Source organism: Xenorhabdus eapokensis (assembly GCF_001908105.1).
This window is the reverse complement of record NZ_MKGQ01000036.1, coordinates 1-12,533: the sequence shown is the minus strand read 5'-3', so window position 1 is coordinate 12,533 and position 12,533 is coordinate 1. Positions and strand designations below refer to the sequence as shown.

Genomic DNA, 12,533 nt, shown 5'->3' with positions numbered 1-12,533 from the left:
CCTGCCCAAGCAAGGCAGGCAAGTAATGGTCAACAAACACGGTTGAATCTGGCATAAGTTGAACAACCTTTTGTCTCTCGATCAATATTTTCCTGATAACAGTGAGCCAAATCGCGGAACGTATGTATCCAGCCCAAGCTGTTTCAATATCATGTAGGTTGTCGCCACCGATGAAGAAATAACAGGTAATCCCACCCGATCTTCGATCAGCGCTACTGACGCCAAAGAAGGCATTTGTACACAAGCGGAAGCTACAATAACATCCACATTGCTATTCAACCGTTTGGTAATCTCCACCGGTGCGAGAGGATCTTGCCGCCCGACCGCAAGGTTATCGGGGATCTCCAGCGAAATGCTGTCGATAACTTCAATTTCCTCATTTTCGATGTAATCAATCACTAACTGAGTTAATGGCTTCATATAGGGTGTCAGTATGGAGATGCGTTTCGCCCCCAAAGTATGTAACCCATCCACCAATGCTCCTGCGCTGGTCACCACTGGCGCCGGATGTCCATTTTCTACTGTCCGTAGATGGAGGCGCTTTTCAGAGATGCGGTGATATCCCTGTCCCATGCTCATGATCGCCACTAAACAGGCATATCCCAACACATCAACCGCTGCATCCGACAATTCAAACGCACAGCGATCACTGTCCGCATCCATGGCCGCCAGTTCTGTTTTTGTGACCGTTTTCATTCTCATGCGACTGGAATGAAAGGTGAAACGTTCAGGGCTTATTGCTTCACGGGCACGCAAGATAGCGGGGATTTCTGTTTCCATAGTCGTATTTGACGAGGGCACAATCAGCCCCACTCTAAAATGCCGGCCGTTATTCATGGGAGATCCTCCTGATCGGATGGCAGATCGGTAAACCGAATCGCCTTCATCGGACGACGGTTCACTTTTAGATCGAAGATATCAAATCGGTTGTAATGCCCTGTGATATCGTGCATTTGACGCGGCTGAATACAGCGATTCAAGTCAATCTGCGCATAGACAATCCCTTCTTTATCAATCAGGGGATCACCCATCACTCGCCCATCAGGCCCAATAATGCCGGTAAATGCACTATTAGAACGTGCCAGCAACGCTTCAGCTTCCGGATGGCTGGCCGACATCGCTTTTACAATTTCCGGCGAAATCGTGGAGCAGGAGACAAGGGTAAACACTTTGCCTTCAAAACAGTGGGCTGACGCTCGTAAACGGATCGCTTCAGCCATATCATAATCCGGTGGGGCAACCGGCAGGGAGATATAACTGGCAACATGTACCAATTCGCCCTGAGATAACAAGGAAAAGCGCGCCAACGTATTAGTATTTTCGCCGCAGGCCAGCACGCCCAATGGGCCGATACGGGTGTCATGTACTTTTAACGAAGCCGCATCACCATTCGCCCACGTTAATTTTTCCGCCCATGTCGGCACCAGCTTGCGATGACGCCCCAGAATGTTCCCTTCATCAGAAATAGTGACCAGGGTGTTATAGAGTGTTGCTATGCCATGAGGAGTGCGTTCATTCACCCCAATCACAACGTTGATATGATGACGCGCCGCCGCCCGTGCGATTTTATTGATCTCCGGCCCTGGCACTTCAATGGCCGATTTGCACAGTTTTTCAAACCACGGGCTGCCTTGTATTGGGTTCATCACCCAGTTCCAATAGGGATAACCCGAAACAAACACCTCAGGAAACGCCACCAAACTGGCGCCCTTCTCTGCCGCTTCTTGGATCAATCGGCAGACGAGATCAACCGTCGCCTCGGTATCCAGAAAGATGGGGGCAGCCTGTACCGCAGCCGCCTTGAACTTAGGAAGTTTCAGCATATCAGGCTCCTGTTTTATTTACACCGCAATAACGGAGTGACGCAAATGACCAACCTTTTCAAGGTATGCTTCAATCACATCCCCTGGCCACAGCCATTCTTGTGGATCACGCCCCGCCCCAACCCCTTCCGGTGTGCCTGTGGCAATGATATCTCCCGGCTCCAGCGTGATGCCTTTGCTAATATCGGCAATCAGAGTATTGACCTTGAACAACATATGGCGCGTATTGGAATCCTGTTTAGTTACGCCATTGACTTTTAGGCTCAACGCCAGCTCTTGCGGGTTGGCAATTTCATCAGCGGTGACAATGCAAGGGCCAAAAGGCGCATAGGTATCCTGCCCTTTGGAGTAGATCCACTGCCCAGCCCGACGGCAATCACGGGCACTCATGTCGATCATCAGGCTATAGCCAAAAACATATTTCAATGCCTCAGCTTCCGATACACCTTTGGCACGCATGCCGATAATCACCGCCAGCTCCACTTCCCAATCCAATTGCTGGGTGATCTCACTGTTATGCTCAATCGCGTCGCCAGGGCCAATCACTGTCGTTGGCGGCTTAGAGAAAATAACCGGCTCTTTTGGCAGATCTTTTGCCGTATCCAGAGAGCGGCTGGATTCGGCCACATGTTCAACATAGTTCAGGCCAATACCAAAGATGTTTTTCCGGGGGCGAGGAATGGGCGCGAGAATTTTCACATTCTGCAATGGCAGTGAAATCCCCGCAGGCCAAAACCCCTTGAATGAATCTAACAGCGCTGTTGTGCTTCTCACCGCCAAGGGTCCCAGATCAATAAATTCCAGCATGTTATCCGGTAATCTATTTCCGGTATGGGCGGCTAATTTCGCCAAATCTACTACGTAATTATTGACTATCGCGCCTAATCTCGCGGCAGCCGTAACTTCTGAACGGTAAGTGATTAAACGCATCTCTTATCCTCTCACTGGTTGGTGCCCATTGTTATCAGACAGGGCCTCTTCGTAATACAATTGCAATGCCTGCATGACAGGCAAGTCATTGAAACAGAACAGGCAAGCATCATCGGTCTGTGAGTTATTCACATGTTCATGAAATGCCCACGAAGGTACGCAGAAAATATCCCGCTCTTGCCAGTCAAATCGTTGACCATCAATCACGGAATACCCTTTTCCTTTCGCCACTTGATAGATGAAACTGCCAGTGTGCCGATGTGCCTTGCCAACAAAACCAGGGTGCAACAACTGCATACTGGCGCCGAGAGTCGGCATCACATGGCCGCCTGTTAGCGGATTGGAGTAGTGCATCAAAATGTCATCAAAAGGCGATCCTGCTGACACATGAGCGTAACGCTGCAAGGCTTCATAAGTTGGCTCCCATTGGTATCTGAACAGCGGGGAATAAGGTTTATCCCAGCCAACATTCTGTGGACGCAAAGCAGGGGCACCCCAAAGTGCAATGGAAGAATCCACGGCTTCAGTCACCGCCTGACGCAAATCAGGATGTACCTTATAAAAACCCGCCTCCAATATGTTAACCAGCGGTATATCCAGACCATCCTGCCAGATACATTGCGAGCCATCAGGATCAACACCGTGCTCATGCCAGGTGCCATTGGGGGTTAAGACGAAATCATTCGCTCCCAACGACATTTTCTGACCATCAACAATGGTGTAAGCACCACGCCCTTCCATGATGAAACGCAAAGCAGAAGAGGAGTGGGCATGTGCCGATGCCGCTTCACCTGGCCGCATTGTCTGGAGACCGGAATAGAGCAAGCCAACAGCGGTGGAGGCTCCAGGCTCTCCCGAATTGTTCAGATAGACCACACGGCGGCCTGCTTTTTCCGGTGTGACTAAATCGGCCGATTTTAGAACGTACTCACGCAGATCACGGTAACGCCAAAGTACCGGCACTGAAGCGGATTTAGGTTGCCAGGGTTCTATTTTATTGGCGATTGTCCAGAGTGCCCCTGTCTTGTATTTAACCAACTCCCTGTAATACGCCAGCAGTTCAGGGCTATCGGCAACATTGGCACGGCCGAGAATATCTTCCCGATATTGATCATGAGTTTGGATATTTTCTTGTTGAGACATGGATATCTCCTAGCGTTGTTTTCTAATCAATTGCGCTTTGCCGTAAAGATAAGGTTCCGGCCAATCGATACCCGTCCAGCCATATCTGGCACATTCATGCAGTAACCAGGCCGCATCAGATAAGAATGGGCGGGATAAGGCACAGAGATCAGCACGACCCGAAGCGATAATGCCGTTAATTTGATCCGCATCCGTAATTGCACCAACTGCAATAACCGGCACGTTGCCTTCATTACGAATGCGATCAGCCATCGGCGTCTGGTACATACGTCCATAAACCGGCTGCTGTTCAGGGGAAACTTCTCCGGTGGAACAATCCACCATATCTACTCCGGCTGCACGGAAACGACGGGCAATCTCTACGGCTTCGTCAACTGTCGTTCCCCCCGCAACCCAATCCGTAGCCGAAATACGCACAGATATCGGCAAATTCGCCGGCCAAACATCACGCACCGCCTTAAAGACGGCCAACGGGAAGCGAAGCCGGTTTTCCAGCGAACCGCCATATTCGTCATCGCGCTGGTTAGTCAACGGAGAGATAAAACTGGAGAGCAGATAACCGTGTGCGGCCTGAATCTCCAGCCAGTCAAACCCTGCTTTGATGGCACGGTGAGTTGCGGCAATAAACTGCTCAATAATTTCGGCCATTTGCGCTTTAGTGAGCGCCGCTGGTACTTGTGAAATTCCAGCCAAATAGGGCAAGGCGGATGCTGAAACTAAGGGCCAGTTACCCTCTGGCAAAGGGTGATCAGCTTGTTGCCACCCCAGTTGGGTTGATCCCCGCCTTCCCGCATGTCCCAGTTGAATGCCTATCCGAGTGTCAGAGTGCTGGTGGACAAAATCAGTGATCGCCTTCCACGCCTGCACCTGCTGATCGTTCCACAATCCCGTACAAGCAGGAGTGACACGTGCTTGTGGAAAAATGGCCGTCATTTCCGCGATCACCAAACCCACGCCACCCAATGCCCTGCTACCAAGATGAACCAGATGGAATGAATCCGGAACGCCTTCCACAGCGCTATACAACAGCGTAGGAGAGACCACCACCCGATTTTTCAAGCTCACGCCCCGTACCTGATAAGGGGTCAGCAACGGTGGGGGCAGCGATGAGGGCGGGGGCGATTTTTGCGCAAACCAGCACTCATAATTTTCCAGCCATGCCCGATCCCTCAAGCGCAAATTTTCATGGGAAATACGCTGTGAACGAGTCAGCAATGAATAAGCGAATTGTTCAGGCGAAAAACTTTCATAGCGTGCAACATTTTCGAACCATTCCGTTGAATTACGCGCGGCATTCTGGATTTTCAGCACTTCTACGCTGCGCGATTGCTGATAATCGGATAAACCCGCCTGCCAATTCCCTTGATGGGTTTTCAGGTTGTTTGCCAGTTCAATCGCATCTTCCAGTGCCAATTTTGTACCGGAACCAATGGAAAAATGGGCGGTATGGGCGGCATCTCCCATTAATACAATCGGGATATTTTTGCCGTTCTCTCCCTCTGGTTTGATCCAGTGCACCCAATTGGCACAAATTATTCGGGGAAAACGTATCCAGATGGCGGCACCGCGCAAATGGGTGGCATTGGAGATTAATTTATGTCCATCCAGCCAGGGGGCGAATATTTTTTCACAATAGGCAATGCCCTCTTCCTGTGACATTTTGTCGATACCCGCAGCCAGCCAGGTCTCTTCCGTCGTTTCGACAATAAAAGTCGATAGCCCTTCCTGAAATTGATAGGCGTGAACCTGAAACCAGCCATATTCGGTTTCAACAAACAGAAACGTAAATGCATCAAAAACTTTATGCGTTCCTAACCAGACAAAACGGCAATGGCGTTGATCGATATCGGGCTGGAAAAATTCAGCATAACGGGTACGGATCTGACTATTGATCCCATCAGAGGCAATCAGCAAATCAGCATGATATTTGTGGGCAATCTCCTGTTCATCCTCAATCTGGGTTTCAAACAGCAACTCAACCCCGACTTCGTGGCAACGGTCTTGCAAGATATTCAGGAGTTTTTTACGGCCAATACCAATAAATCCATGACCACCACTACGATTGACGGTTCCCTTGAAATGGATATCGATATCATCCCAACGGCTAAACTCCTTCCTGATTATTTCCGCCGACACAGGATCGGCCAGATGCAGGTTTTCCAACGTTGCATCCGAAAACACCACTCCCCAACCAAAGGTGTCATACGGACGATTGCGCTCGATCACCACAACACGATTATCAGGATTTTGTAATTTCATCAGCAGGCCGAAATATAACCCAGCCGGTCCGCCGCCAATACAGACGATATTCTTGCCACTGATGGCCACGGTATTTTTACTGATTACTGCACTCTTACCTCTTACATTCATAATTTATTCTCCTGCCGCACGATATCTACGCCATGCAATCGCCTATTTGGTTAAGGCATTTGTTCAGTTAACGCATAGTAAAATTCGTCGGGTATCGGAATAGCTTGATGAGTATCCAGCGAAGTGGTGACATAAGTCTGAGTGACTCTCATCCTCAATTCACCTTCTTTGCTGACGCAGCGTTGAAGCAGCGTCAATGATTTCTTGCCAATGTTCTCTACTCTTAATTCCAGCCAGACTTGATCCCCCATTCGGCTAATGGCCTTAAACTCCGCCTCCAGATGAACCGTCGGTAACCCCAAACGGTGTTTTGCGATGTAATTGGCATATCCCATTGACGTTAATTCATCGAACCAATCTTCCAGCAAGTTGTTGAACATCACGAAATACTGGGGATAAAAGACGATCCCCGCCGGATCACATTCAGAAAAGCGGATCTTATGGGGCTGTATAAAACTAAGCAGGCTCATTGCAGGCTCCTTAGGTAGGTTCTTTCTTTAATATAAAGAGAGACTCTGTTGGCACTCACGTAATCGGTCACCCTGCTCATCCGCTAATGCGGCGTCACGTAGTTGCCGCAAGCTGGCAGGAGGTAAGTCATGCGGATGGTGATCAACAATGTTCATCAGAGTTTGAAAATGACTTGATCCGCGGGAGTAAGTATCCCCATATCCCTTGATTAAGCGCTGACATTGGGCGATTTCCGCAGCCAGTTCGGGATCGCGCTTTGCGGCCACTTCAATTCGCTGTAGCCATTCTTCAATACGTCCCGTTTCATGCTGAAAGCGCAGCGTATAGCGGCGCATGCGACGCCAACTCGCCAGCAGATAAAGCAACAGGTATCCCCGAATGGAACTGGTGGTGATCACACGCCCACGGCTGAGTAATTTCGCCAACATACGATTGACGAAATGAGGACGAGACAACCAGCGCCCGATACTTACTGGCAAGGTGTCACAGATTTCTTCCATTCTGGGATGCAGAAAGTCATTAATTTCGACCAGTTGACCGTCCTTCACTCGCATTTCTTTACTGACACGCTCGAATCGACCGGCGCGAATTTTGAGATCTGCTACCCGCATGGTGTCTTCGTAAGCCATCCATAGCGCCAAATGACGGGCTGTTTCGCGTAATAATTGCTCATTCAGTAATCGCTCATCAGGTTTCACCACTTGCTCAATGAGACTTTGTAATCGGTCAAGATACAAACGAGCGTAGGCTAGATCCTGATAATCAATCAGACGCCTGACACCTTCAATGGCAATGTGATGGAGACAGGCAGGGAACTTTTGCCGGATATGTAACAGCAGGGCATTGACTTTATTGTTCGATATAGGGATTTCTGGCATAGGGGTTTCTGGTGCCGTTTTTTCGACCGTCTTTGAGTCTGCCGCCGATTGTGCCCGACTCAATCCCAAACTAAAGGCTTGCAGGCTGGGCTTTATTCCCACGTTTTTCTTGATGATCGCCGCTTCAAACTGATTACGGTCAAATGGCAAAATCTCCGTACCACAGAGCGCCCCAAACAATACGGCACTGATCACACTGCCACTCTTCTCTGCCGTCTTCGCCATATCAAAATGGATAAAACGCAAAGCAGCTTGTCGGGATTGTCGGATCAATACCCTGTTATCCACGCGCCCATCCCCCATCGCTGAACGCTCTCCCATCGAAAATACCCGATGGCTTGATGCGATAAGCGTAGTGCGATCCGGTGTGACCAAACCGCGTTGGACAGCACGTCCGGCTTCCATCAATTCCGAAGCCAGCACAATATCCACATCACCGGCAGTTGGCATCAGCGCCAGCACCGGTGTCGGGACGTCGGGATCGTCAGCACCAGGGAACAGCTCGACATAATAAATAGTTGCCCCAGTCCGCTGAGCTACGCCGGGTACGGAAGTCGTTTGGGCGAAATAGCCATTCTCTTCCCCCAAAGTCACGATCCAATCGGCCAGTACGCCGCCGCCTTCCCCTCCCATCGCCAGAATCGCTATTTTGATCGGCTGTTTGGGTGAGTTCGTTAACGAGAAATGGGTAGATGCTGACATAGGTATAACCCCTTGTTAAAAATCATATTGATTACGACGTTTAACATCACGACGTTGCAGATAGCCGATAAGCCCTGTGCGAATACGATGAATCAGCCGATCCCAACGATTGGGATTGATAATGATCCGTGCCTTAAAGAAAGAGGGGCACAACACTGCCGCGTGAGATAATTCCCCGCACAACCCACAGCCCACACAGCTATTTAATACTGTTGTCACCGGATCGGTACGTAATGGATCAGGATTCGGTTTAATCGATAGAGAAGGACAACCGGACAAACGGATACAGGAGTGATCGCCCGTGCAAGTGTCAGGATCAACCCCAAATTGCTCACGGATGATCCGCTTTCCTTCCGCAATCGCCCCTCTGACCTTTACCTTCTCGCGCCGTTGCTTATTCAACATGCACTCACTCTGTGCGACCAGAACTTTTGGCCCGTGCTCACCTGTTGTTAGTGCCTCGCGTAAGGTATTCATCATGGCTTTGAGATCGTAGGTACGTTTGATCGTGCGTACCCATTTCACCCCAACCCCTTTGACGGCTTTTTCAATGTTATGGCCGGTACTGCGATGGGGATTTAACGCCGTTGAAGAGGGAATATCCTGCCCTCCGGTCGCGGAGGTATAACTGTTGTCCACAATGATGGTCAGATTGTCGCTGCGGTTAAAAACACTATTCGCTATGCCACTGGTTAAACCGTTATGCCAAAACCCGCCATCCCCCATGACTGCGATTGCCCGCTTATTCGTAACCGGTGCATTCAGTGCTGCCGCACTCGCAGCGCCCAATCCATATCCCATCGTGGTATTGCCCAAATTAAACGGGGGTAAAATGGCAAACAAATGGCAACCGATATCGGCACTGATGTGATGTTGCCCCAATTCCCGTTCAATCAGCTTCATCGCTGTAAAGATGGGGCGCTCTGGACAACCGGTGCAAAATCCGGGGGGGCGGGTATGAACCGCATCTGCCAGAGGATCTTTTATCGGTAAGGTCACGGCGGGGATACGTACCTGACAGGCAGACACTGCACTTTCTGCTGCAATTTTGCCGTAACGTTCCAGGAAAGCCCTGAGTCCCGACAACACGGTAGCCGTGTTGTACTCTCCCACCATTGGCAGTAAATCCTTGCCATGCAATCGAGTTGCTATTTCACGCTGGCGCAAGATATTGGCGACATTCTGCTCCACAAAATTGGGCTGACCTTCTTCCAGCACTAAAATCGCCCGCTTGCCATGACAAAAACGTTCAAACTCTTCATCGATCAACGGGTAAGCGACGTTCATGACATACAGCGGGATTTGGCTATTGCCAAAAACATCCGCCAATCCAAGCAAATTCAAGGCACGGATCACGGTGTTATAGCATCCCCCTTGCAGGGCAAGGCCGACATCATCAGCCTGCTCGGCGAAAAATTCATTCAGCTTATGCTGTTGAATAAAGCGCACGGCCGCAGGCCAGCGATCTTGTATTTTCTCTTTCTCATGCAGAAAACTGGCAGGCGGCAAAACGATACGGCTGAGGTCACGCGCCGGATTTTCCAGCGCATCCTGAATCATGAACGTTGACGCGCGATTTTTCTCACACACAAACCGACCATGCACATGGCAGGCACGAATGCGCATCTGTAACATCACTGGCGTATTACTCGCTTCCGATAGCTCAAATCCCATCTTCACCGCCTGTACAATCGAAGGCAGATTAGGGCGTGGATCGAGTAACCAAATCTGGGACTTCATCGCGAAAGCATGGCTACGCTCCTGCATGATGGAAGAGCCTTCACCATAATCTTCACCGACGATAATCAGTGCTCCCCCCACCACACCGCCCGATGCCAGATTTGCCAATGCATCCGAGGCAACATTCGTGCCAGCCGTTGATTTAAACGTGATAGCTCCACGCAGTGGATAATTCACGCAAGCGGCAAGCGACGCCGCAGCAGTGGCTTCACTGGCACTGTTTTCAAAGCGAATGCCATATTCAGATAAAATATCTTGTGCATCTAACAACACATCCATCAGATGGGAAATCGGTGCCCCCTGATAGCCAGCCACATACGCCACACCAGATTCCAGCAGGGCTTTGGTCACAGCAAGTATGCCTTCCCCCCTGAAAACGTCCCCCTGATCCAGACGTAATTTTTTCACTTCCTCGACAAATGATCGTTCAGCCATGCTTACCTCACACGCTTTAAGTTATCTTTTATCTAATTCGGGTATGGGTTAACGGTCAATACATGATTTGTCATGTCATTGTGATTTATGCAGTGATTGGATAAAGCGTGCAGCAGGCGGATATAGAGTCCCCCTCATCACTATATTCATAATCATATATATTTCATTTAAACAATATATGGATACTGTTAGCAGACTATTAAATAAGGTGAATAAGGTTATTTTTTATATCCCGAATAATCAAAACAGGGAGTAAACACGTTACACGTTATTAGCGGGATATCTCACACACCATAACAATAATATGACTGGCTAGAGGTATCTAAAATTATGAGTAATTCGTGGTCTCGCTATTACTTTGAATCTAAAAATACTGAATCAAGATATTCAATTTCAAACTGTTCAGATCCCAAATATGCAGTCACAAAAATTGGGGCGCATCTCAATTCGCCAGAACATTTACTTTTTTCATCCAACGATCTTGATGAAATTAAATCTATGGTCGGACGGGTAATGCAACCTCATCAGCTAATGATACTGGGCAGCAATCAAAAACTGGACGCTAAAATGCACTATATTCCACTTGGGGATATTTCCATGAGCCGATTGCGTTACGGTGCCAGCGTTGAAATCACTCCAGGAGAATTGGATTCTTTTTTTCTCATCCAGATGCCGCTGTCTGGCTGTGCGGGTATTGAAAGCGGTGACCAGTGTCTTGACTCCACTCCCAATCTGGCTTCCATTCTCAGCCCGAATCAACACACTTCTATGCGCTGGAATGTCGATAATGACCAGTTTATGATCAGGATCTCCCGCTCCTTGCTGGAGAGAACGCTTGTTGGTCAATTGGGGCATCCTCTGGATCAACCGCTGGTATTTGAGCTGGGATTTGAATGGCAACGCTGTCAGGCCTGGCGCTGTTTGATGCCTTATCTTCTGGAATGCACCACCCAGGTGCCCGACATCTTGCAACATAAATTGATTACCAACCAAATAGAACAATTGATTTCCGTTACCCTGCTGTCCACCCATCAACATAATTACAGTGAAATGCCTGCTAATCGCCGCCGATGCTCTATTCGCCCGCGGCATGTACGACGAGTACAGGAATATTTGCAGGCTCATGCCCACGACCCCATCACCGTAGAACAACTTGCTCAAGTGGCGGGCGTCAGCCTGCGCAGTCTGTATGCTGGCTTCAGGCAGTTTCTGAATATCAGCCCGATGCAGTATTTACGTGACTTACGCATGGCACATGTCCGCACGGAACTGTTAGCAGGAGAAGCGACCAGCGTCACAAGTGTTGCCCTGCGTTGGGGGTTCGCCCATATGGGACGCTTTAGCGCAGAATATAAAGCCCGCTATGGTGAAACGCCGAGTGAAAGCCTGAAACGTGAATGACGTGATATTAGTCTAACCAAATTGACCAAACTGATAACAGACATGCTCAATATTTATGCACTAAGAGGTCATACTATGGAAAAGGTTAACATCTACGATGCGAAAACTAACCTGTCCAAAATTGTCCAGGAAGTTGCTCGCACTGGAGAGCCAGTGGTAATAGCTAAAAATGGTCATGCACTGGTTAAAGTCATCGCATACAGAGAAGAGAAGCCTAATACTACAGTCGTACGCTCCATTGTGGCATGATAGCTCATGATATATTCTTCCTGAAAATAGGGGGAGGTGTTCAATGCACTTACCTGTTAACCTTTGGGAACAAGAACTGCTCTCATTACACACGCGTCTGACACCATTATTTCACCATGCCAGTCCACAGCAACGCTGCCTCGCCTATCTCCGGGGATTACTCAGTGATGTTGAGCGTAAAAATAGCTGGCAACTGGCGGAATGGCTGGGTGAACACTCGCCTGATAACATTCAATATTTTCTGGAACGTGCCCGTTGGGATGCTGAAGCCGCCCGCGATATTTTACGCGACTATGTGACTGACCATCTCGGTGATGAGCAAGGCATCCTCATCATCGATGAAACCGGTTTTATCAAAAAAGGGACGCATTCTGCCGGCGTCCAACGCCAA

10 protein-coding genes and 1 pseudogene are annotated in these 12,533 nt (G+C 49.2%); 3 read left to right on the top strand and 8 right to left on the bottom strand.

Annotated elements, in window-relative coordinates:
• Positions 1-81 precede the first annotated feature (81 nt).
• Genes Xedl_RS16600 through Xedl_RS16565 form a run of 8 tightly spaced genes read right to left on the bottom strand, consistent with a single transcriptional unit; the run spans position 82 to position 10,492 of the window.
• Positions 82-837, bottom strand: coding sequence for a maleate cis-trans isomerase family protein (locus Xedl_RS16600; protein ID WP_074024885.1), 756 nt, complete (start codon positions 835-837; stop codon positions 82-84).
• Complete coding sequence (locus tag Xedl_RS16595) at positions 834-1,823, bottom strand: carbon-nitrogen hydrolase family protein (RefSeq protein ID WP_074024884.1); 990 nt, start codon at positions 1,821-1,823, stop codon at positions 834-836. The genes Xedl_RS16600 and Xedl_RS16595 overlap by 4 nt, the downstream gene beginning before the upstream one ends.
• 18 nt (positions 1,824-1,841) lie before the next feature.
• A complete protein-coding gene (locus Xedl_RS16590) occupies positions 1,842-2,753 on the bottom strand; it encodes a fumarylacetoacetate hydrolase family protein (RefSeq protein ID WP_074024883.1) in 912 nt (303 codons plus the stop codon).
• Between the two features lie 3 nt (positions 2,754-2,756).
• The gene (locus tag Xedl_RS16585) at positions 2,757-3,896 is read right to left on the bottom strand and encodes a cupin domain-containing protein (protein WP_074024882.1); all 1,140 of its coding nucleotides are present in this window, start codon (positions 3,894-3,896) and stop codon (positions 2,757-2,759) included.
• Between the two features lie 9 nt (positions 3,897-3,905).
• A complete protein-coding gene (locus tag Xedl_RS16580) occupies positions 3,906-6,266 on the bottom strand; it encodes a bifunctional salicylyl-CoA 5-hydroxylase/oxidoreductase (protein ID WP_074024881.1) in 2,361 nt (786 codons plus the stop codon).
• A gap of 50 nt (positions 6,267-6,316) precedes the next feature.
• The gene (locus Xedl_RS16575; RefSeq protein WP_074024880.1) at positions 6,317-6,736 is read right to left on the bottom strand and encodes an acyl-CoA thioesterase; all 420 of its coding nucleotides are present in this window, start codon (positions 6,734-6,736) and stop codon (positions 6,317-6,319) included.
• A gap of 27 nt (positions 6,737-6,763) precedes the next feature.
• Positions 6,764-8,317: an indolepyruvate oxidoreductase subunit beta family protein gene (locus tag Xedl_RS16570; protein ID WP_074024879.1), complete on the bottom strand. Its 1,554-nt coding sequence runs from the start codon at positions 8,315-8,317 to the stop codon at positions 6,764-6,766.
• Between the two features lie 15 nt (positions 8,318-8,332).
• Positions 8,333-10,492, bottom strand: a complete 2,160-nt coding sequence (locus Xedl_RS16565) for a thiamine pyrophosphate-dependent enzyme (RefSeq protein ID WP_074024878.1) — start codon at positions 10,490-10,492, stop codon at positions 8,333-8,335.
• 330 nt (positions 10,493-10,822) lie between these two features.
• Between Xedl_RS16565 and Xedl_RS16560 the strand changes: the two genes are divergently transcribed.
• From Xedl_RS16560 to Xedl_RS16550, 3 genes and pseudogenes are all read left to right on the top strand, one after another.
• Complete coding sequence (locus tag Xedl_RS16560; RefSeq protein WP_083600372.1) at positions 10,823-11,893, top strand: AraC family transcriptional regulator; 1,071 nt, start codon at positions 10,823-10,825, stop codon at positions 11,891-11,893.
• A 42-nt stretch (positions 11,894-11,935) separates the two neighbouring features.
• Positions 11,936-12,043: pseudogene (locus Xedl_RS33715) on the top strand (hypothetical protein); the annotation flags it as partial.
• 142 nt (positions 12,044-12,185) lie between these two features.
• A partial coding sequence (locus Xedl_RS16550) for a transposase (RefSeq protein ID WP_143187458.1) occupies positions 12,186-12,533 on the top strand: 348 nt, incomplete at its 3' end.